This is a genomic window from Rhizobium sp. L51/94 (assembly GCF_019355555.1).
Lineage (GTDB): Bacteria > Pseudomonadota > Alphaproteobacteria > Rhizobiales > Rhizobiaceae > Rhizobium > Rhizobium rhododendri.
Map to the genome: position 1 here is coordinate 3,315,045 of NZ_CP072141.1, position 21,549 is coordinate 3,336,593.

The 21,549-nt window shown below is 60.6% G+C and carries 20 protein-coding genes; 12 read left to right on the plus strand and 8 right to left on the minus strand.

Annotated features, from left to right (window positions below):
- The first annotated feature begins 173 nt into the window (after positions 1 to 173).
- Positions 174 to 1,124, plus strand: coding sequence for an extensin family protein (locus tag J5274_RS16145; RefSeq protein ID WP_142823377.1), 951 nt, complete (start codon positions 174 to 176; stop codon positions 1,122 to 1,124).
- 64 nt (positions 1,125 to 1,188) lie between these two features.
- Here J5274_RS16145 and J5274_RS16150 read toward each other — a convergent pair whose 3' ends face one another.
- Positions 1,189 to 2,868 (minus strand): formate--tetrahydrofolate ligase, encoded by a 1,680-nt coding sequence (locus J5274_RS16150; RefSeq protein ID WP_142823378.1) that lies wholly within the window; start codon positions 2,866 to 2,868, stop codon positions 1,189 to 1,191.
- Between the two features lie 190 nt (positions 2,869 to 3,058).
- Here J5274_RS16150 and J5274_RS16155 point away from each other — a divergent pair, with 190 nt between their 5' ends.
- On the plus strand, positions 3,059 to 3,580 hold the full coding sequence (locus tag J5274_RS16155; protein WP_142823379.1) for a TIGR00645 family protein: 522 nt from the start codon (positions 3,059 to 3,061) through the stop codon (positions 3,578 to 3,580).
- Here J5274_RS16155 and J5274_RS16160 read toward each other — a convergent pair.
- Entirely contained in the window at positions 3,577 to 4,629 is a 1,053-nt protein-coding gene (locus tag J5274_RS16160; RefSeq protein WP_142823380.1) for a hypothetical protein, read from the minus strand. The genes J5274_RS16155 and J5274_RS16160 overlap by 4 nt on opposite strands.
- A gap of 281 nt (positions 4,630 to 4,910) precedes the next feature.
- Between J5274_RS16160 and J5274_RS16165 the strand changes: the two genes are divergently transcribed.
- A complete protein-coding gene (locus J5274_RS16165) occupies positions 4,911 to 5,642 on the plus strand; it encodes a LuxR family transcriptional regulator (RefSeq protein WP_142823381.1) in 732 nt (243 codons plus the stop codon).
- Positions 5,643 to 5,674: 32 nt separating this feature from the next.
- On the opposite strand, the gene J5274_RS16170 is transcribed toward J5274_RS16165, so the two are convergent.
- The 4 genes from J5274_RS16170 to J5274_RS16185 all read right to left on the minus strand — a co-directional run bounded on the left by J5274_RS16170 (position 5,675) and on the right by J5274_RS16185 (position 9,048).
- Positions 5,675 to 6,823, minus strand: coding sequence for a DUF2333 family protein (locus tag J5274_RS16170; protein WP_142823382.1), 1,149 nt, complete (start codon positions 6,821 to 6,823; stop codon positions 5,675 to 5,677).
- A gap of 74 nt (positions 6,824 to 6,897) precedes the next feature.
- On the minus strand, positions 6,898 to 7,932 hold the full coding sequence (locus tag J5274_RS16175; protein ID WP_142823383.1) for a hypothetical protein: 1,035 nt from the start codon (positions 7,930 to 7,932) through the stop codon (positions 6,898 to 6,900).
- A 68-nt stretch (positions 7,933 to 8,000) separates the two neighbouring features.
- Entirely contained in the window at positions 8,001 to 8,390 is a 390-nt protein-coding gene (locus J5274_RS16180; protein WP_142823384.1) for a cytochrome c family protein, read from the minus strand.
- Positions 8,391 to 8,466: 76 nt separating this feature from the next.
- A complete protein-coding gene (locus J5274_RS16185) occupies positions 8,467 to 9,048 on the minus strand; it encodes a thymidine kinase (RefSeq protein ID WP_142829274.1) in 582 nt (193 codons plus the stop codon).
- Between the two features lie 237 nt (positions 9,049 to 9,285).
- Here J5274_RS16185 and J5274_RS16190 point away from each other — a divergent pair, with 237 nt between their 5' ends.
- The 7 genes from J5274_RS16190 (at position 9,286) to J5274_RS16220 (ending at position 16,359) form a co-directional block, all read left to right on the plus strand.
- Positions 9,286 to 10,248, plus strand: coding sequence for a choline ABC transporter substrate-binding protein (locus J5274_RS16190; RefSeq protein ID WP_142829272.1), 963 nt, complete (start codon positions 9,286 to 9,288; stop codon positions 10,246 to 10,248).
- A 134-nt stretch (positions 10,249 to 10,382) separates the two neighbouring features.
- Entirely contained in the window at positions 10,383 to 11,276 is an 894-nt protein-coding gene (gene choW, locus J5274_RS16195) for a choline ABC transporter permease subunit (RefSeq protein ID WP_142823387.1), read from the plus strand.
- Entirely contained in the window at positions 11,273 to 12,316 is a 1,044-nt protein-coding gene (gene choV / locus J5274_RS16200) for a choline ABC transporter ATP-binding protein (protein WP_142829270.1), read from the plus strand. Before choW ends, choV begins: the two co-directional genes overlap by 4 nt.
- Before the next feature lie 51 nt (positions 12,317 to 12,367).
- Positions 12,368 to 13,123, plus strand: a complete 756-nt coding sequence (locus tag J5274_RS16205) for a HugZ family protein (RefSeq protein WP_224127765.1) — start codon at positions 12,368 to 12,370, stop codon at positions 13,121 to 13,123.
- Positions 13,124 to 13,238: 115 nt separating this feature from the next.
- Complete coding sequence (locus J5274_RS16210; RefSeq protein ID WP_142823389.1) at positions 13,239 to 13,556, plus strand: helix-turn-helix transcriptional regulator; 318 nt, start codon at positions 13,239 to 13,241, stop codon at positions 13,554 to 13,556.
- Positions 13,557 to 13,821: 265 nt separating this feature from the next.
- A complete protein-coding gene (locus tag J5274_RS16215) occupies positions 13,822 to 15,150 on the plus strand; it encodes an aspartate aminotransferase family protein (protein ID WP_142823390.1) in 1,329 nt (442 codons plus the stop codon).
- A gap of 135 nt (positions 15,151 to 15,285) precedes the next feature.
- A complete protein-coding gene (locus J5274_RS16220) occupies positions 15,286 to 16,359 on the plus strand; it encodes an alpha/beta fold hydrolase (protein ID WP_142823391.1) in 1,074 nt (357 codons plus the stop codon).
- A 2-nt stretch (positions 16,360 to 16,361) separates the two neighbouring features.
- Here the strand turns inward: J5274_RS16220 and J5274_RS16225 are convergent, their stop codons facing one another.
- Positions 16,362 to 17,306: an HD-GYP domain-containing protein gene (locus J5274_RS16225; RefSeq protein ID WP_142823392.1), complete on the minus strand. Its 945-nt coding sequence runs from the start codon at positions 17,304 to 17,306 to the stop codon at positions 16,362 to 16,364.
- 295 nt (positions 17,307 to 17,601) lie between these two features.
- Between J5274_RS16225 and ade the strand changes: the two genes are divergently transcribed.
- Both ade and J5274_RS16235 read left to right on the plus strand, forming a co-directional pair.
- Positions 17,602 to 19,299 carry an adenine deaminase gene (ade, locus tag J5274_RS16230; RefSeq protein ID WP_219274677.1) on the plus strand — a complete coding sequence of 566 codons (1,698 nt, stop codon included), beginning with the start codon at positions 17,602 to 17,604 and terminating at the stop codon, positions 19,297 to 19,299.
- A 124-nt stretch (positions 19,300 to 19,423) separates the two neighbouring features.
- Positions 19,424 to 19,624 carry a hypothetical protein gene (locus J5274_RS16235; RefSeq protein ID WP_142823394.1) on the plus strand — a complete coding sequence of 67 codons (201 nt, stop codon included), beginning with the start codon at positions 19,424 to 19,426 and terminating at the stop codon, positions 19,622 to 19,624.
- A gap of 257 nt (positions 19,625 to 19,881) precedes the next feature.
- On the opposite strand, the gene J5274_RS16240 is transcribed toward J5274_RS16235, so the two are convergent.
- Complete coding sequence (locus tag J5274_RS16240; RefSeq protein ID WP_219274678.1) at positions 19,882 to 21,531, minus strand: alpha-glucosidase; 1,650 nt, start codon at positions 21,529 to 21,531, stop codon at positions 19,882 to 19,884.
- Positions 21,532 to 21,549 lie beyond the last annotated feature (18 nt).

Sequence of the window (21,549 nt, forward strand, 5' to 3'; positions counted from 1 at the left end):
TCCGCCTCCTTTCTGCCCGATAAAAAACATGACTACGATTGTCAATATATAGCGCCGATATAATCATGAATGCAATGATCATGTTTTAACGACTGCCCGGCTTGTTGCCGATCTGCAACGAATTTGGCTTAGAAACGTTGCGTCCCGTAAGATATCGAAACGGGTGAAACCATATGCTTTTCCGGATTGCCACCGCTGTCGCCTGCCTGACGCTGCTGACTGCTGCATCGCTGCCACAAACCGGCCCGCTGCCAGAGACGCGACCGGACGACAAGCCTGCGGAGACAGCGCAGCCGGTTGCTCCCATCCCCGAGCCAAAACCGCAGCCGGCACCGGCACCGGAAACACCCGCTGCAAAGCCTGGCACCGAAGCCTCGCCCTCCGATGGCACGACCAGCGGAAAGCAAAGTGGCGACGCGCCCGCCACGAAGGCAACGACACCCGATGCCGATACAAGCAAGCCCGATGCCGACGCCGGCAAGGACGACAAGAAATCACCGGTGTCGAACGCCACCGATGGCAAGGGAAATCCACCGGCCGAGCCGCTCACCATCGAACCGGAATCTGACGCGGAGCATCACGCCTGCCTGAAAGACCTGCAAGCCATGGGGGCGGTATTCAAGGATCTGCCCCGCATCGACGACGGCGATGGATGTGGCATCGACAAGCCCATCAGCCTCTCGGAAGCGTTGCCAGGCGTGAAATTCAAGCCTGAAGGCACGCTGCGCTGCGAGGCGGCGCTTGCCCTCTCCCGCTGGATGAAGGAAAGCGTCATTCCGGCAGGCGAGGCTGCGCTGAAGGCCGCCGGCCCGATCGTCACCATCAACCAGGCCTCGACCTATATCTGCCGCCTGCGCAACAACGCGAGCACTGGCAAGATCTCCGAGCACGCCCGGGGCAATGCCATCGACATCGCGAGTTTCACATTCAAGGATGGGACGACTGTCGAGGTGCAGCCTCGCAAGGAGGACTCGACGCTGGCAGGTGCGTTCCAGCGTGCCGTCAGTGCGTCAGGCTGCCTGTACTTCTCGACCGTCCTCGATCCCGAAAGCGACGCCGCCCATGAGCATCACTTCCACATGGACGTCCTGAAACGCAACGGTGACTTCCGCTATTGTCACTGAATATCAGGGACTTGGCGACAAGCGCGGACTCACTTTTGCAGCGTGTTGAATCGATGGATCAAGCCTAGAATAGACCTTCGATGTAGCCCTGCTCGTTCAGCATGATCCGCTCGGCGGCAGGCGAGCGTGGCAGGCCGGGCATGGTGCGGATCTCCCCCGTAACGGCAACGACGAAGCCTGCACCGGCCGACAGTCTCACCTCGCGCACATGCACGACATGGCCTTCCGGAGCGCCGCGCAGATCCGCGTCGGTCGAGAATGAATACTGTGTCTTGGCAATGCAGACCGGCAGGTGGCGGTATCCCTGGTCTTCCCAGCTCTTCAGCTGGTCGCGAACGGCCTTGTCCGCAGTCACCTCGCCGGCATGGTAGATCTCGGTCGCCACGACGCCGATCTTCTGCATCAGCGGGAGATCGTCCGGATAGAGCGGCGCAAACTTCGCCTCGCCGGACTGTGTCAGCGCCACGACCTTGTGCGCCAGTTCCTCGATGCCGGCCGAGCCGTCCGCCCAGTGGCGGCAGAGGATCGCCTCGGCACCGAGACCGGCGACATAGGCTTTGACGGCTTCGATCTCGGCGTGCGTATCGGAGGTGAAGTGGTTGATCGCGACGACGACGGGCACGCCAAACTTCCGCACATTCTCGACATGGCGGCCGAGATTGACGCAGCCGGTGACCAGCGCCTCGACATTCTCGCGGCCGAGATCGTCCTTGGTGACGCCGCCATTCATCTTCAGCGCCCGCACCGTGGCGACGACCACCGCCGCATCCGGCTTCAGCCCCGCCTGGCGACATTTGATGTTGAAAAACTTCTCCGCCCCGAGATCCGCGCCGAAGCCGGCCTCGGTGACAACGTAGTCCGCAAGCGTCAGTGCCGTCCGGGTGGCAATGACCGAATTGCAGCCATGGGCGATATTGGCAAACGGGCCGCCATGCACAAGCGCCGGGCTATTCTCCAGGGTCTGCACCAGGTTCGGCTGCAAAGCGTCCTTCAGCAGAACAGCCATGGCGCCGTCCGCTTTCAGATCACGCGCGAAAACCGGCGACCTGTCGTAGCGGTAGGCAACGATGATGTCGCCCAACCGCTTTTCCAGGTCGGCAAGATCCGACGCAAGGCACAGGATGGCCATCACCTCGGAGGCAACGGTGATGTCGAAGCCGCCCTGGCGCGGGAAGCCGTTGGCCACGCCGCCGAGCGACGAGACGATATCGCGCAGCGCCCGGTCGTTCATGTCCATCACCCGCCGCCAGGTAATGCGGCGGATGTCGATATTCAGCGCATTGCCCCAGTAGACGTGGTTGTCGAGCATCGCCGCCAGCAGATTGTGGGCCGAAGTGATGGCATGGAAGTCGCCGGTGAAATGCAGGTTGATGTCTTCCATCGGCACGACCTGCGCATAGCCACCGCCGGCAGCCCCGCCCTTGGTACCGAAACACGGCCCGAGCGACGGTTCACGCACGCAGATCATTGCCTTCTTGCCGATGCGGTTCAGCCCATCGCCGAGACCGACCGTCGTCGTCGTCTTGCCCTCGCCCGCCGGCGTCGGATTGATCGCCGTCACCAGGATCAGCTTGCCGGTCTTCTTGCCCGCCTGCCCGGCAATGAAGTCGGCGCTGATCTTTGCCTTGTCGTGACCGTAGGGCACCAGTTGCTCAGGCGGAATGCCGAGCGCTGCCCCGATCTCATAGATCGGCTTCTTCGTCGCGGCGCGCGCGATCTCGATATCGGATTTTACCGTAGCCATCAGTCAATCTCCATGCGACCGCGCCGTTTATCTCGCTTGCGCATAAACGAATAGCAAACCGCTGTGAACCGGCATGCCGCAGACTTGGGTGAGAAAAAGTCGGCAGCGGACCAAGGAGCGCCACTGGCTTGTTACGGCATAATCATATGGCTAATGCTGCTTCGGAAAATCAAAACCCGTGAGGTCGTCCGTGAAATCCCTGGAAATAATCGTTGAACGCATCATCCTGTCGAGCCGCTGGTTGCTCGTCATTTTCTATCTCGGGCTGGCCGCGTCTCTCGCAATGTACGCCCTCTCCTTCTGCTACAAGTTCTACAAGATCGCCATCAGCGTCTTTTCGCTGGAAGAGTCGGACATGATCCTTGCCATGCTCGGCCTGATCGACGCGGCTCTGGTGGCAAGTCTCGTCGTCATGGTGATGATCTCGGGCTATGAGAATTTCGTCAGCCGCTTCGATGAAGCCAATGAAGAAGACGATGAGGTATCGTTCCTCGGCAAGCTCGATTCCGGTAGCCTGAAAATCAAGGTCGCCTCCTCGATCGTCGCCATCTCCTCGATCCACCTGCTGCAGGTGTTCCTGAACATGGCGCAGTTCGAAACGGCGCAGATCATGTGGATGACGCTGATACATCTCGCCTTCGTCGTCTCGGCCCTGATGCTCGGCTACCTCGAGAAGATCATGGGACAGGCGAAGGGCAAGGATAACGCCTAGGCAGCCCGGCCCGACAGAGAATGGACGACCGGCAGCAAAGCCTGCCGCTCGAGCGGCTGCGGCATGCCAGGCTCGGGCTCGTCGGGCAGCGGCTTGGACTGCGGCGTGCTGGGCGGCGGCGGGGGTGGCGCCGGCATCATGGATACGACGCAGTCGGAGATCGTCTTCTCGCGCGGGCAGGCACCGGCTGCGGCGAGTTGGCCGGCGGAAGATTGCTCGGTCATCATTTTCAGATTGAGCGCCTCGACCTGCGTCAGCAAACGGATCGACTGCGGATTGGCGCTCATCATCAGGTCGAACAGATCCGGATCGACCCCCATCTTGGTGAGATAGGCGATCAGCGCCGCCTTCTGCTTGTTGCCGAGCTTCGTGGTGTCGTGCTGCCCGACCATTTTCCGGCCGACTTCGCGCTGCGACAGTATCTTCTTCTTGCCGTTCAGCATTTCGTACTCGGTGCGATACTGGACGCGCATTTCCCGGTATGTGGTCGTGATCTGGTGGACGCCGATCAAGGCAAAGGGACTTGCAATCCGCCTGACGCCTCCGGCCAGTAGCAACGGACAGGCCGACAGGCAGACCGCGCCGTTCGAATAGATCTCGCCGGTCATCGAGCCGTCTTTTTGCCGCGCCGCGTCGCATAGCGGTTCGCTGCCGTCGCAGGCATCGGCGCGTGTCCCGCCAACAGCCACCGAAAGCCCCTGGCGCCGAATGATCAGCCCCATCTGCATGGCGGCCGCAACATCCCCGCCCGGCGAGCGGACGACGATCGGCAGCGATTTCTTGCCGATTTTCTTCAGCAGCTTCTGCAGCTTGCGGGGCGAGTCCGACATGATCTGCCCTTCGGCGGCAATCCAGTCGGCACAGGATCCGCCATCCCGGCAATAAGGGGTACCGCCATGGATCAGAACGAAGTCCATGGGACGATCGATGGGAGGCTCGGCCGCATTTGCCGTTTCAAGGCCGGCGAGCACAAAAACGACTGTCGCCACAAGGCGCAAGACCTGGTTCAACCGCGAAGGAACGGCCCGCGTCAGCGAAGTCAGCATCATCAATCGGCTCGGAGGTGATGTTTCGGAGGACAATGGATAGCAACGACGGCGCTGATTTGCAAGGTTGGCAAGCGATCGGTAACAACAGACACTCAGGATGCCGCCGCCGTCCACCCCACCTGCAAAGAGCTTATTCACAGGGAGCGAACGAGGCCCCCTGTTGCAAAAGTTGTTTTTTAGCGCAAATGCACCAATTGCGTTACCGCAAGCTTTTTGACTCGTATTCCGGCCTGTTTCGCGTATTTGATAGCGGTAACACAAACTGAATGAGCCTTGCTCGAATGTCATACATGACAGCTTCTGGACGACAAACGTTTCTGTCCGCCGAGTTGGCGGCGGCGCGCACCCGCGCAATGCTTCATCAGGCGCTGAACAGGACGGCGGAGTCGTTCGGATTTGCCTCTTTCATGCTCTGCAACGCGCCATCGGCCTCGGACATGCTGCTGACACCGCTGATTATCGAGACTTCGGCACCAGCCCAGAATCTGCGCGACTTCGACCGCGGCCACCTGCTGCGCATCTATCCCCTAGTCGGTCGAGACCGCGATTCGGCAATTCCGCGCTGCTGGAACCTGGCGGAACGGGCCCCTTCTCCTGAAATGGAATTCCCCCGCGAACTCCGGACATTTCTCGAAAGCCGCGGCCGGACGATGGGCATGCATTTTCCGGTCAATGCGTCGGATGGCGAGCGACTGGCTTTTTCGATGGCGGGCAATCGCAACAGCCTCTCGCAGGCGGAACTCAACGAACTCTGCGTCATCCTGCTGCATGCCGCCACCGCCTATAACGGCATCAAGCGCAACGGCAACGAGCCCGCAGCCATGCTGTCGGCGCGCGAAATGGAAGTCGTTCGCTGGACTGCGCAAGGCAAGACTTCGGTGGAGATCGGCCAGATCCTGACTCTGTCCGACCACACCGTCAACGCCTACATGACCAATGCCATCAAGAAGCTCAATTGCGTCAACCGCACGCAACTCGTGGCCAAAGCCATCCGGCTCAAGCTCATCAGCTGACATAAGCCTCCCGCCAAGAACTTAGCAGCGAATTACCGCCCGCCGAGTACCGCGCGTGTTTCGACCAGGTTGGAGCGCACCCGCAGGATATAGAACCCCATCGTCGCCAGATGGCTGGGCATGATCAGGCCGTCTTCGCGCCCGTTCGAGACGATCCAAGGCTGGATGCGCAGCGCCGCCTGGAATTGCTTCATCGTATCGCCCCAGAGTGCTCCGACGTTGCGCTCGGCGATGACCTTTGAGAAATCGGCGCCGGCAGCGCTGAGGATGCCGTAATATCCGTAGAGCTGTCCGTAGGCGAACCAGAAGCGGTCGTCGGCGCGCGTGTCGAACCACCCGAAATTATGGTTCTCGGAACGTTCGGCCAGCACGTCCGACGTACTGCCGAGATCGTTTGAAATGCGGTCGATGAACTCGATCAGGTTGTCGGCACGGCCGTCGAAGGTGGCGTTGCAGGCGCCGAGATCGACATTGAACTTGCGCAGGCTGTTGATCGAGGCCCGATAGTAGCTCGGGGTCGGCGTTTTAGGCCCGAACGGCTGGAAACCGAAATACCAGCTGGACTCGTCGAACTGGAGATTGCCGCGCGCATTCTGAAGGTCCGAATTGATACCCGATGTTCCGCGCACGCGGCCCAGCGCATCCACAAGCTCGATAGAGGTCCTGCGAACCGCCTGGTTGACGCCGCGCTGGAAGGACGCCTTGTTGTCGAGGAATGGCGTATCGTCCCAGCTCAGGCCGAAAAACCCGAGCTTGAAGAGGAGCATGGACGAAATCCACGCATTGCGGTTGACGTTGAAATCCACAAGGTCGGCTGTAACATCGACGATAGCCGACGTCTCGCAACGTTTCGGCGTGGCGGCTGTGGCCGGCTGCGCATCGGTCGCGACAGGCACCGGGGTCAGATCCTGGCCGGCAGCCTTGCGGTCGGCAAGCTTGTAGCTATCGATGTAGTGGGTGTTGAAGCCCGTCCAGGACTGGGTCTGAACGAGGAAGTAGCCGTAGAGGCAGACCAGCAGCACGACGAGAGCGGCAACCGGCACCTTGATGATCCAGTTGCGCTGCCGGTACCAGCCATGCGCTGCAAGAAAAGGCCACGTCGCCCAGACAAACAGGAGCCCAAGACCACGTCGAATTGCCTGGAGCATCCGTGCAAAGAAGGCAACGATCGGATCAAGCATGCAATGTCTCCTAACGGTCTTGGTGCTCCAGCAGATATGACCTCCCCGGCCACAGGGCAACCGCGTCGGCTGAATTAAATCGTTGCCGGTTGCTGCTGCGGCGCCGCAGGCACATCTTCCTCGTCGTCGACTGCCGGCTCTCGAGGCGACGGCGCCACCTCCAGACGGCGCGCGAAAGCCTCGTCAGCAGCCTGTTTACGAAGCAGGATATCATGTCCGGCAAGGAGGTTGGCCTCGAACGCAGCAACAAGGTCCTCGACCCCGGCCGGCAGGTCCTCGCATTGCGTCGCCGATTGTTCGTTTGCCGCCTTCAGCAGTGCGACGCGCTGCTCGACATCGACGGCGAGCTTGGCAACCATGACGTTGACTGCGGCGATCCCGCCGTTCAGCACATCCAGGAAATCCTCGTCGTCGGTCATCAGCCGCAACAGGGTCTCATGCTCGGACCGCAGCATCTTATCCTTCACATCAGCCGCCTGACGATCGAGCGCCAACTCTTTGCGTTCTTCCTCGGATGCAGCATCCAGCGACGGACCACGCTGCGGCGGCGTCGAGGAGAGGCGCTCGTGCGTCCGCGCCTTTAGGGACGCAAGCCGTCGCCCTGCCTCGTCCAGATCGCCGTCCAGCTGCCGGCGACGAATGACCAGTTGCTGCAGGTGGGCTTCGCAAACGCGGTGATGCAGAGCGAGAAAGGGTCCGGCTTCGCCCAGCATCCTGTCCAGCGCTGCCGATACCGACAGCAGCTCGACCACATCGAGCGCTATCGTTTCCGGCGCAGCATTGCCGAGATGCACGCGTCGCCTGAGAAAACCCTGAGATTGACGCCCCGCAGTCTCGTCGAACAATCGTTCATATTGCAGCAAGGCTGCGGCCGTCTGGGTATCGAGCTGACGCAGAAGGGCTGCTACTCGGTCCCTCCACTCGCTCCATAAACCAACGGCTTCGCCGAGGAGCGTTTCTTCGAGAGGAAAGTTGATTGCTGTCAGCCGCGCCTCCGGCCGCGAGTGATGCGCCAGCGCCGCCTCGGCAGCAGCTATTCCCTTGCAGGCATCGTCCAGCAGTCGCCGAAGCTGTGCGATGTCGCGTTCTGGAAACTGGCCGTGCGCCATGAGGGCTCCTGCTGATCGCGGCGGGTGGGTGCATCCAGAGTAGCGCAAACCATCCCCCGATGGCAGGCCTATTGGGCCGCCGCCGGATTTTTGAGATAGGCGATCAGATTGTCGACATCGCTGTCGCTTTTGACGCCGGCAAAGCTCATGCGGGTGCCCTTGACGACAGCCTGTGGGCTCAACAGGTATTTGTGCAGCAGCGCCTCGTCCCACACCTTGCCATCGGCACTGAAGGTCTTCATCGCAGCCGAATAGCTGTAGGTGGCAACCGACGCCACCGGGCGCCCGACCACGCCCATCAGCGAAGGTCCGACCTTGTTCACCGGCTCGGTCGCCGTGTGGCAGGCGGCGCACTTCTTGAAGACGCCCGCCCCGAGCTTCGGATCTCCGTCGGCAAGGACAGAGGTCGCCGACAGCAGCGCCGCAACGATAATGGTGGAACAGCAGGACGTCTTCATATCGCCTCCCGATTTCAATCCGCGCGAGCCCTTGGACGCTCAACGCATAACGGTCCAGCCGCCAGAGCGTTTGACCTCAGACGTCGCCCATCGCCTCTTCCCAATGGCGACGGCAGAGCGAGACATATCGCTCGTTACCGCCGACCTCGATCTGCGCGCCCTCGTGGAGCACCTTGCCGTCGCTGTCGAAGCGCACCACCATGGTAGCCTTTCGCCCGCAATGGCAGATCGTCCGAACTTCGCGCAGCTCGTCGGCGATGGCCAGCAGTTCCTGCGAGCCCGGAAACAGCTTGCCACGAAAATCCGTGCGCAGTCCGTAGACCATGACAGGAATGTTGAGGCGGTCGACGACATGCGCCAGTTGCCAGATCTGCGGCGCCGTCATGAAATGCGCCTCGTCGACGAAGACGCAGGCAAGCGGACCCTCGGCGTGCATTGCTTCGATTGTCGCAAACAGGTCGTCATCCCGGTCGAAGGGCACGGCATCGGCCTCGAGGCCGATGCGCGAGGCAATCTTGCCGCTGCCGGCCCGGTGATCGAAAGCTGCGATCAGGATCGCCGTGCGCATGCCGCGCTCCTGATAGTTGTAGGACGCCTGCAGCAGCATCGTCGATTTGCCGGCATTCATTGCGGAATAGTGAAAATACAGCTTCGCCATCAACGTCTCCTTTGCGCACTTCATGGAATCGCGAAGCGCCGAAGGAAAGCCATGGCTGACGTAAGCCACAGGAAATCACGCCGGCTGGCTCCACAGCGTGCAAATGCCTGCGCATCAAGCACTGTGAAAATTGGAGGTGTCGCATTCCATACCGCCAAAGCGCCGCAAATGCAGCGAGACCGCTTGTAAATGTCGGTTATTGGTGATTGCTTGGGAACGTAAAACTGGGAGTACACAATGATGAAATTGACTTTGTTCACTTTAAGCCTCAGCACCGCGCTTTTTTCAGCGGTCATCGCCCCCTCTGTCGCATCGGCGGCGGAGCCGGCAAGTTGTTCGACCGTCCATTTCGCCGAAGTCAGCTGGACCGACATCCAGGCCACGACCGGGACTGCAACCTACATCCTCGACGCACTCGGCTATAAGACCGACATCAAGGATCTCGACGTTCCGATCGTGTTCCAGTCGCTTGCCAACAAGCAGCTCGACGTTTTCCTCGGCAACTGGATGCCGTCGCAGGCGCCGATGATCAAGCCGTATACGGACGCCAAGACGATCGACACGGTTCGCGCCAACCTTGAAGGCGCCAAGTACACGCTCGCCACCAATGAATTCGGCAGCAAACTCGGCATCAAGGACTTCTCCGACATCGCCAAGCACGAAAAGGAACTGGACGGCAAGATCTACGGCATCGAGCCCGGCAATGACGGCAACAAGCTGGTGCTGGACATGATCAAGGGTCACAAGTACGGCCTCGACGAGAAGGATTTCAAAGTCATTGAATCCTCCGAGCAGGGCATGCTGTCCCAGGTGACCAAGCTCGACAAGTCGAAGAAGCCGATCATCTTCCTCGGCTGGGCCCCTCACCCGATGAACACCAAATACAAGATGACCTACCTGACCGGTGGCGATGACGTTTTCGGGCCGAATTTCGGCGGCGCCAATGTCTTCACCAACACCCGCGCCGGCTATGTCGCCGAATGCCCGAACGTCGGCAAGTTCCTGCAGAACCTCTCCTTCACGCTGCCCATGGAAAACGAGATCATGGGTCTCATCATGGACAAGGGCCTGCAGGGTAAGGCCGCCGCCAAGATATGGCTGAAAGCCCATCCTGAGACCATCAAGCCATGGCTTGCAGGCGTGACGACCGCCGATGGCGGTGATGCAGAAGCGGCCGTGAAGAAGTCGCTCGGCCTCTGAGCCCGACAGCAGAAAGGGCGGCCCCGCCGTCCTTATTCTTGCCGGAAACAACGCGTGTCACCGCTTCAGCCATCACGGAGTGAAGGCTGTGACGCGCATCTATCCGGTGCTGCAGATCTCAGCGAGGGAACGCGATGGATTGGCTCCATACATGGCTACTTGACGAAAACAACAAGATCCAGATCGGCAAGGGCGCACAGGTCGTCGTCGACTGGCTGACGGGAAACCTCAGCGGCTTCTTCGACACTGTCTCCGCCATTCTCGGCGGCGCTATCGACGGTTTGCTTTACGTGCTGCTCGGCACTTTTACCGAGGGCACCGCCTTCGAGGCCTATTACCCCTTTTTCATGATCGCCGTATTCTGCCTGATTTCCTGGCTGATCCGCCGCCATGTCGGCGTGGTGATCTTCACCGCCCTCGGGATGCTGCTGATCTACAACCAGCTCTACTGGACGGAGGCGATGGAAACTCTCGCTCTGGTGCTGGCGGCGACGCTCGTGTCGATGGTGATCGGCGTCCCTCTCGGCATCCTGGCCGCGCGACGAGCCTGGTTCTACACCATATTGCGGCCGATTCTCGACCTCATGCAGACCATTCCCACCTTCGTCTATCTGATTCCAGCCCTTATCCTTTTCGGCCTCGGCGCCGTCTCTGGCCTGGTGGCCACCGTGATCTTCGCGGTGCCCGCACCGATCCGGCTGACACGATTGGGCATCATCTCGACGCCGCCGGCACTGATCGAGGCCGCACAGGCATTTGGCGCGGCCCCGCTGCAGGTGCTGACCAAGGTGGAGCTACCCTTTGCCCTGCCTCAGATCATGGCTGGCGTCACCCAGACGATCATGCTCTCGCTGTCGATGGTGGTCATCGCCTCGATGGTCGGCGCTGCCGGTCTCGGCGCGCTCGTCCAGCGCGCGCTCGGTCAGATGAACGTGCCCATGGGCTTTGATTCCGGCATGAGCATCGTCATTCTGGCGATCGTCCTCGACCGCACCTTCAAATTCTTCGACGAAGGGGAAACCGTATGACGGCCGTGGTCAAGTTCGACAATGTCAGCATCGTCTTCGGCGACCGCCCGCAGGCAGCCATGGCGCTGGTGGACCAGGGCAGGACGCGCGACGAGATCGGCGCCCAGACGGGCCTCGTCCTCGGCGTCGCCAATGCCTCGCTCGAGATCGAGGAAGGCGAAATCCTCGTCTTGATGGGGCTGTCCGGCTCCGGCAAATCGACGCTGTTGCGCGCCGTCAACGGCCTTGCACCCGTTGTGCGCGGCGGTGTCACCGTGGAGAGCAAGGACGGACCGATAGATCCCTACAAGTGCAGCGCCAAGGCATTGCGCGACCTGCGCATGCACACGGTCTCCATGGTGTTCCAGCAATTCGCGCTGCTACCGTGGCGGACGGTGGCGGACAACATTGGTTTCGGCCTCGAACTCGCCCGCGTGCCGGAGATCGAGCGCAAGGAGCGCGTGGCCGAGCAGCTGGAACTGGTCAACCTGACGCAATGGGCCGGCCGCCGCGTCAACGAACTCTCCGGCGGCATGCAGCAGCGTGTCGGCCTTGCCCGCGCCTTTGCCACCGGCGCGCCGATCCTGCTGATGGACGAACCCTTCTCGGCCCTCGACCCCCTGATCCGCACCCGGCTGCAGGACGAGCTTCTGGAGTTTCAGCGGCGGCTCAAGAAGACCATCCTGTTTGTCAGCCACGATCTCGACGAGGCGTTTCGCATCGGCAATCGCATCGCCATCATGGAAGGCGGCCGGATCATCCAGTGCGGCACGCCACAGGAGATCGTCAGGAACCCGGCCGACCAGTATGTCGCCGACTTCGTCCAGCACATGAACCCGATCAGCATGCTGACGGCCGGGGACGTCATGCAGCCGGGCGTCGGCCACTCCGCCACGCCGGGCACCGTGACCGCAACGGCAAAGGCCTCGACGCCGCTGATCGACATTCTCGATGCCCTCGCCCGCCAGCCCGGCAGCATCGGCATTGTCGATAACGGCGCGATCATCGGCACCATCACCGCGCAGGACGTGGTTGCCGGCCTCACCAGCCATCGTCGCTAGAGGCGCACCCGAGGGTAGGCCCGGCCAGAAGCGGAGTATCGGAGGAGACAGTTGGCGACTGAAAAACCACGCTCCGTGCTCCGCGAGACGGATGAGGATGCGCGCAGGCTTGGCCGCATCCTGATGCGGTCGGCGCCTTATGCGGCAATGGCCGTCATCGCCCCCGACACCGGTTTTCCAGCCATCAGTCGCGTGCTGGTCGGCACCGCTTGGGATGGTGTGCCGGTAATCCTCGTCTCCACGCTTTCAGCCCACACCAAGGCGCTCCAGGCAGATCCGCGCGCATCGCTCCTGACGGGAGAGCCCGGCAAGGGCGATCCCCTCGCCCATGCGCGCCTCAGCGTCGAGTGCCTGGGGGAACAAGTTGCACGCGACACACGCGAACATCATCTGCTTCGCGACCGGTTTCTCGCCCGTCATCCCCGCGCCAGGCTCTATATAGATTTTACGGATTTCCAGTTTTTCCGTCTGGTTCCGCAGGCCGCAAGCCTGAACGGCGGCTTTGGAAAAGCCTATCGGCTGAGTGGCGACGACCTGGTGATTCGTGGCGTTCTGCCAGAGCCGGAGGCGGCCGTTTGGCGTGCGGGAGTACAAGATTTGCTGGGTGCATACCCACACCTTGCAACCCATATTGCAGCCACGTTAAAGCTTGAAAAACACGAAGCGTGCCACATATATGGCGCGGATTTGGCTGGTTTCGACCTTTTTTGGGGGGATAAGCTGCTTCGCTACGAGTTTAGCGAGCCGGTACAAGATCTTGCGGATCTAGAATTCGTTATCGCTAAAATAGCAAACCGAGTACCTTAAATTTAGGTATATACAATCTTTGCCGCGATTTAGTATCTTTCGGCGTCAGTTGATTTCGCCAATGAGATATTCACCCGCTTCTGATGTACGATCCGCATTGGGAAGATTTGAAAAAATGAAAACAATTAATTTGTCCGACCATTCCACCGTGGCGGCAGCCCTGCTGTCCGCAATGGCCAATCCGAAAAGACTCATGATCCTGTGCAGCCTGGTCAAGGGCGAGGTGCCGGTTGGCGTTCTCGCAACCCAGGTAGGGCTTAGCCAATCCGCCCTGTCGCAGCACCTGTCCAAGCTGCGGGCACAGAAATTGGTCAAGACGAGACGTGATGCTCAAACGATTTACTACTCCAGTTCTTCCGAACCCGTCATGAAGGTTCTGTCGACTCTGGAGGATATTTATAGCGAGGCCGAAAAAAGCAAATCTGCTGCCTGACGGCCGGAGATTGGCTTTCGACGGTGAATTGTTTCAGGTTCGACAACAGGCGCCCGCGCCTGTTTTTGCGCCGAGTATGATTGCAGACTGGACCGGCAAGTTCCCCTTGCCGGTCTTTTTCGTTCAGGCCGATCGATCATCCCAGATCGCGGCGTTATAAATGCCGGCATCGGCTTGACGACCTCGGGCCGGCTGATATTTTGACCGAACGATAAATAATGAGCTGCGTCGCCGATCCGGATGACCAGCGGCCGTGGAGAACAGCATGTCCGACCGTATGAACGCAGCGCCCAACGATCTCAGGGCTTTCTGGATGCCGTTCACGGCAAACCGCCAGTTCAAATCGGAGCCACGGCTTTTCGTCGGCGCCAAGGACATGCACTACACGAGCCACGACGGGCGCCAGGTGCTGGACGGCACGGCCGGTCTCTGGTGCGTCAATGCCGGCCATTGTCGGCCGAAGATCACCGAGGCGATCCGCCAGCAGGCAGGCGAGCTCGACTATGCCCCGGCCTTCCAGCTTGGCCATCCCAAGGCCTTCGAACTCGCCAACCGGCTGGTCGACCTCGCACCCGAAGGCATGAACCATGTCCTCTATACCAACTCCGGCTCGGAGTCGGTCGAGACGGCCCTGAAGGTCGCGCTGGCCTATCACCGGGTCAAGGGCAACGGCTCGCGCTTCCGCCTGGTCGGCCGAGAGCGCGGCTACCACGGCGTCAATTTCGGTGGTATCTCGGTCGGCGGCATCGTCTCCAACCGCAAGATGTTCGGCACATTGCTCACCGGCGTCGACCACATGCCGCACACCCATTTTCCGGACAAGAACGCCTTTACCAAAGGACAGCCGGAATTCGGCGGCGACATCGCCTCCGAACTGGAGCGTATCGTCACCCTGCACGACGCCTCGACCATCGCCGCCGTCATCGTCGAACCGGTGTCCGGCTCGACCGGCGTGATCCTGCCACCGAAGGGCTACCTGAAAAAGCTGCGTGAGATCTGCACCAAGCACGGTATCCTGTTGATCTTTGACGAGGTCATCACCGGCTTCGGTCGCCTCGGCACCCCCTTTGCAGCAGACTATTTCGACGTCATGCCTGACATGATGGTGACGGCCAAGGGATTGACCAACGGCGTCATCCCGATGGGCGCCGTGTTCGTGACCTCGGAGATCCACGATGCGTTCATGAACGGCCCCGAGCACATGATCGAATTCTTCCATGGCTACACCTATTCGGGCAACCCGATGGCATGTGCCGCAGCGCTCGGCACGCTCGACACATACAGGGACGAGGGCCTTCTGACACGCGGCGCCGAACTTGCGTCCTACTGGGAGGAGGCAATCCACTCGCTGAGGGATTGCCCCCATGTCATCGACATCCGCAACATCGGACTGATCGGCGCCATCGAGCTTGCCCCGATCGCCGGCGAGCCGACCAAGCGCGCCTTCAGCGCCTTCCTCAAAGCCTACGAGAAAGGCCTGCTCATCCGCACCACCGGCGACATCATCGCCCTCTCCCCGCCGCTGATCATCGAAAAACACCACATCGACCAGATCTTCAGCACCCTGCGGGAGGTTCTGCAGAACAATATCTGAAGGTAGCCTAGAAGCGGGTCGCGACGAGATCTCGGCCCGCCTTTTCGTTACCAGCGAACGACCTCGATCGCGTTATCGGTCTCCGCTGTCAGGCTTTACTGGCAGGAACTTGCTTCCAAACAATGGGAGCGCTTAATGCTGAACCGAATTTTCATCCTCCTTCTTTTACTCGTGGCTTCTTGCTCGGCCCATGCATCCGACGATGTGGGCTTTCGGCAGACAACGCTTGCGGGTGATGAACCCCAACGACCACTGCAGATCGCAATATGGTATCCGACGGACACGGGACAGCAGGCGACGGTTGTCGGAGAAACACCCGCATTTTATGGCCAGCGCGTTATATTGAACGGGGCAATTAAAGCAGGAATTCACCCGCTGGTCGTGTTGTCTCACGGCTACGGGGGAAGCTGGCGAAATCTCGCCTGGATTGCAGCGGCGCTTGTCTCCAACGGCTATGTCGTGGCTGCCCCCGACCATCCCGGCACGACGACATTTGACCGCCGACCCGAGGAGGCCGCAAAACTCTGGAGACGGCCCGAAGACCTCAGTCGAGTTGCCAGTGCGATGCTGGAAGATGCGAGTTTGGGAGGCAAGATTGACGCGCACAGAATCGCTGGTATTGGCCACTCACTTGGCGGCTGGACGGTTGTCGAACTCGCCGGCGGACAGTTCGACCCCGCTCTCCTCATGACCCACTGCGCAGAGCAGTTTGGTACCGTCGCGTGCAAAGTCTTCGAATCCCTTGGCTTGCGAGACCCTGCGAACGCTTCGCACTTGGTCGGCACAGGCATGAAGGACCAGAAATTTAGGGCCGTTGTCTCCCTCGACCTCGGGCCGTCCCGGGGCTTTACTCAGCAAAGCCTCGCTGCAGTACAAATCCCCATTTTGGTGCTCGCAGCGGGGGAGGATATCGGCACAGACGTCGCAAGGGCCGCGATGATCGCGGCCACAAACAAGGACTCCGCGTATCTGGCAGCCCAATTGCCGCAGATATCGACGACCTACATGACGATACCCGGAGCCCTGCACTTCAGTTTTATGCAGTTATGCAAACCTGGCGCCGCTGGGAAGATCGAGCAACAATCTCCGGGCGACGGAATCGTCTGTCAAGATGCCGGCGGGCGGGATCGGGAAGCCATTCATAGGCAAGTGCTGGAGCTCATCTTGGACTTTCTCGGCAAAACGATGCCAGAAGAGTCTGGAGGCTGACGCTACGGCTGCACCGGCTGGGACACAGCGAGGCAGAGGATGAATTTGTTGAGCAGTTGGCGGTCGAAATGGCCGTCTCGCTTGAGCATCCACTTCAGCGCCTCTCCTGAAGACCAGGGCTTCCGGTAGGGCCTGACCGAGGTGACGGCATCATAGACGTCGCAGATCGCGGCCAGCCGCGAAAAGTAGGTCAGGCTGCGGCCCGAGAGCTTGTCCGGGTAACCCTTGCCGTCGACGCGCTCATGGTGGTGGCGGCAGATGTCCGTGACCATTGGCTGGATGTCTTCCTGCTGGGTCAGAATATCGTAACCCAGCATTGGGTGGTCGCGCATTACGCGCGTCTCGGCTTCATCCAGCACGCCGGGCTTGCAGAGGATCGAGCGGGGCACCTTGATCTTGCCGATGTCGTGCAACAATCCAGCGACGCCGAGCAATTCGACGGTTGCCTCGTCCAGTCGGAGATAGCGGCCGAAATGGATCATCAGCGCGCTAACCGCGACCGAATGGACAAACGTCGCCTCATCCTTGTCCTTCAGGCGGGTGACACTGATGAAGACTGCGGGGTTGTCATCGACCGACTTAGAGATTGCTCTCGCAATCGCCTTGGTCTGATCGACGCTCACCGGGCCGTCGCTGGCAGCTGACGAAAACAGATCCTTGAGTTGAGTTACCGACTGTCGCACGGTCTGCATTGCGGCAGCGGCTTGCTGCAGGCAGATCTCGCCAGCCCCGCCATGGCGGTTGTCTGACGCTGGGGCCGATGACAGGTCGGCGCCCCTGGCGGTATTGATCACGACGCCGCTGACCTTGCTTGACCGGAGCTGTCTCGCAGCGACGGCATCGAGAACGAACCGCCGCTTCTGCAGGGGATTGCTTGCCCAACTACCCTCCATGTCCTCGATGAACATTCCGGCCCGCACCTGATCGAGAGCGATACGCTTCAGCATCCGGAGCACGACAGCGCATCGGCTGAGCCGGCCATCAAATTCGGCGAATCCAAGCCATCTTCAATCATCGGCCTGGCATCCTTCTGCAATCATCAAACCTTCTAAAGGCCGACGTATACAATAGAAAGCTTAACAAGCTTGATATCGAACATCTAATTTAACAGACCTTGAAACAGGAGCGGTCGCGGGGATGCACGTCAGGTGCCGCCCGGCGCTGACAATATTTCACTCCCCGGCTGGCTGATTACAGGCTAGACTCGCGACGAACGTCCATACTGATTGAAAGCGCATCGCCATGACCAAACCTCTCGAAGACTTCATCGACCAGGGTGTCGGCAGAAAGCCTGCAGACATCGTCCTCAAGGGCGGGAGGTTCTTCGATCTGGTGACGGGCGAGCTCGTCGCCTCCGACATCGCCATCTGCGGCGACCGCATCGTCGGCACCTGCGGCGACTACATCGGCGTCGAGGAGATCGACATCACCGGCCGCATCGTCGTGCCCGGCTTCATCGATACGCACCTGCACATCGAATCCTCGCTAGTGACACCGCACGAGTTCGACCGTTGCGTGCTGCCCTACGGCGTGACGACAGTCATCTGCGATCCGCACGAAATTGCCAACGTGCTTGGCACCGAAGGCATCCAGTTCTTCCTCGATTCGGCGCTCGAGACGATCATGGACATCCGCGTCCAATTGTCGTCCTGCGTGCCCGCCACCCATCTGGAAACTTCGGGCGCCGATCTGCCGATCGAGCGGCTATCGCCGTTCCGCGACCATGAAAAGGTCATTGGCCTCGCCGAGTTCATGAATTTCCCGGGCGTGATCCACAAGGATCCGATCTGCATGGCCAAGCTGGAAGCCTTCCAGGGCGATCATATCGATGGCCATGCCCCTCTCCTCAGAGGCAACGACCTGAACGGCTACATCGCAGCCGGCATCCGCACGGAACACGAGGCGACATCCGCAGAAGAGGCCATGGAGAAAATCCGCAAGGGCATGCATATCCTGGTGCGAGAAGGCTCCGTATCCAAGGACCTGCACGCGCTGATGCCTATTATCACCGAGCGCCTTTCGCCCTTCATCGCCCTCTGCACCGACGACCGCAATCCTCTCGACATCGCTGAGCAGGGCCATCTCGACTACATGATCCGTACGGCCATCGCCGCCGGCGTCGAGCCACTGGCGATCTATCGCGCCGCCTCGATCTCGGCGGCCCGGGCCTTCGGTCTGCGCGATCGCGGACTGGTGGCGCCCGGCTGGCGCGCCGATCTGGTGGTGGTCGACAGCCTCGAAAGCTGCAAGGCAGGCATGGTCTTTGCCGGCGGCAGGCTGGTGACCGATGCGCTGTTTGCCACCCGCAAAAGCATCGCTCCCGTCGGCCTCGACAGCGTCAAGGCGCGCACGGTCAATGCTGCCGATTTCGGTGTCCCCTTCACCGATGGCGAAACCTCCGTCATCGGCGTGCTACCCGGCAAGATCATCACCGAGCATCGCCGCTTCCGCCTGCCCTCGGTCGGCAACCAGACGACCGTCGACCTTGCCCGCGATATCATCAAGGTCGCCGTCATTGAGCGGCACGGCAAGAACGGCAATCACGCCAACGCCTTCGTCCAGGGTTTTGGGCTGAAGAAGGGCGCCATCGCCTCGACTGTCGGCCATGACAGCCACAACATCTGCGTCGTCGGCGTCAGCGAGGACGACATGGCACAGGCCGTGCAGCGCCTGAGCGAGATCAAGGGCGGCTTCGTCGTCGTCGAGGACGGCAGGATCACCGGCGAGATCGCGCTGCCGATCGCCGGCCTGATGAGCCTGGAACCCTACGAGCGCGTCCGCGACACCTTGCATCACCTGCGCAACGCTGCTTTTGCGGTGGGCTCGACACTGCAGGAGCCCTTCCTGCAACTGGCCTTCCTGCCCCTCCCCGTCATCCCCCACCTGAAGATTTCGGACAGGGGACTGGTGGATGTCGATGCATTCAGGCTGATCGGGTAAACGGGCCTGCAGGGCCTTCAAGCCATGCTTGTTTGGTGGTATCTTCCGTCCATGTTCATCGTCACCAGGATGCTGGATATCTAACCTACGCCAGCATCGGACTGGCGAGGCCGCTGGAGCACAAATGAAAAAGCTTGAGCATATAGAGCGGACCGTCGAGGAACTCGATCCCACGGAATTCGAGGCCTTCAGTAACTGGTTCGAGGCCTTGCAAGCCAGGCGGTGGGACGGTCGCATTGAGGCAGACGAGAAAGACGGAAAGCTCGATCGGCTGGCAGCTGGCGCCCTTTCCGCATTTCGGTCAGGGAAGACCAGGCCGCTTTGAGGCACGTCGCCACTGCTGAATTCTGGCAGGCATACGAGGCTCTGCCAGAACGTGTGCAGAAGGTGGCTGACCAAAATTTCGAATTATTGAAGACAAGCCCGATGCATCCTTCTCTTCATTTCAAGAAGGTCGGCAACCTTTGGTCCGCCCGAGTGGGCTTGTCGTGGAGGGCTCTTGCAGCGCAAGACGGCCAGACCATCATCTGGTTCTGGATTGGATCCCACACAGACTACGACAAGCTGCTGCGCTGACTTTTTTCACACCAGCCCGCAAAACACATCCATCGCCTCCAGCGTCACTGTCGTCGGTGTCGATTTCGGGTTGAAGCCGGGCATCGGCATGGCAGCCTTGACCGTCAGCCCCTGTGGCAGCGAAAGTTCGATCATCGTCCGTCCGAGATTGAAAACGAAGACCAGCGTTTCGCCATTCTTTTCCCGCGTGAAGGCGAGCACATCCTCGTTTGTGGCGAGGAAAGTCAGGTCGCCGTCGAACAGCATCGGGTGCTGTCGTCGGAATGCCAGCGTCTGGCGATAGTGGGCGAGCACGGAAGAGCCATCCTCCTCCTGCCGGTCGACCGCCAGTGTCGCATGCTGGTATGGCACCGGCAGCCACGACTTCTCCGCTGTCGAGAAGCCCGCATGAACGCGGGCCGCTTCCCAGGGCATGGGCGTCCGGCATCCGTCGCGCCCCTTGAAGGCCGGCCAGAAGCGGATGCCGTAGGGATCTCGCAGGTCCTCAAAGGCAAGGTCGGCTTCGGGTAGTCCGAGCTCCTCACCCTGATAGAGGCAGATCGAGCCCCGCAAAGTCGCGAGCAGCGAGATCGCAAGTTTTGCGACACGAGCCCGCTCGGCCTCCGTCTCGGCAAAACGGCTGGAATGGCGAACGACGTCGTGGTTGGAGAACGCCCAGCAGACCCAGCCGTCGGTAACGCTCTCCTGGAAGGCGCTGACGCAGCGACGGAAATGCGCCGGCGTGAATTCCGGCCCGAGCAGGTCGAACGTGTAGCACATGTGCAGCTTGTCGCCGCCGGACGTATAGGCAGCCAGCGTCTGCAACGAGCGGGCGCCATCGCCGACCTCGCCGACGGTCGCGCGGTTCTCATAGGTGTCGAGCAGCGCTCGCAGCCGCTTCAGGAAGCCGATATTTTCCGGCTGCGTCTTGTCATAAAGGTGGCTCTGCATGCCGTAGGGATTGGTATCGGGAGCATCCAGACCGGCGGCATCGTCGCTCGGCAAGGCCGGCGGATTGTCGCGCAGTTGCTTGTCGCAGAAGTAGTAGTTCACCGTATCCAGACGAAATCCGTCGACACCGCGGTCGAGCCAGAATTTGACGGCGGCAAGCACCGCATCCTGGACACGCGGGTTGTGGAAATTGAGATCCGGCTGCGAGGTCAGAAAATTGTGCTGGTAGTACTGGCGGCGGATACCATCCCACTCCCAGCCGGGGCCGCCGAAAATCGACAGCCAGTTGTTCGGCGCCGTGCCGTCTGGCTTGGGGTTGGCCCAGACGTACCAGTCGGCTTTCGGATTGTCGCGGCTCGTGCGGCTTTCGACGAACCAGGGATGGACGTCCGATGTATGAGAGATCACCTGGTCGATAATCACCTTGATCCCGAGTGCATGGGCGGCGGTCATCATCTCGTCGAAATCGGCCAATGTCCCGAAAATCGGGTCGACATCGCAATAGTCGGAGACATCGTACCCCATGTCTGCCATCGGCGAGGTGAAGAACGGCGCCAGCCAGATCGCGTCTACCCCGAGCGAGGCGATGTAGGGCAAACGCAGCGTGATGCCCTTGATGTCGCCAAGTCCGTCGCTGTTGGTATCCTGGAAGGATCGCGGATAGACCTGATAGATTACCGCACCACGCCACCAGTCCTTCGCCGCCGTTCCGCTCGTTGAATTCATGTAACAATGCGCCTTCGC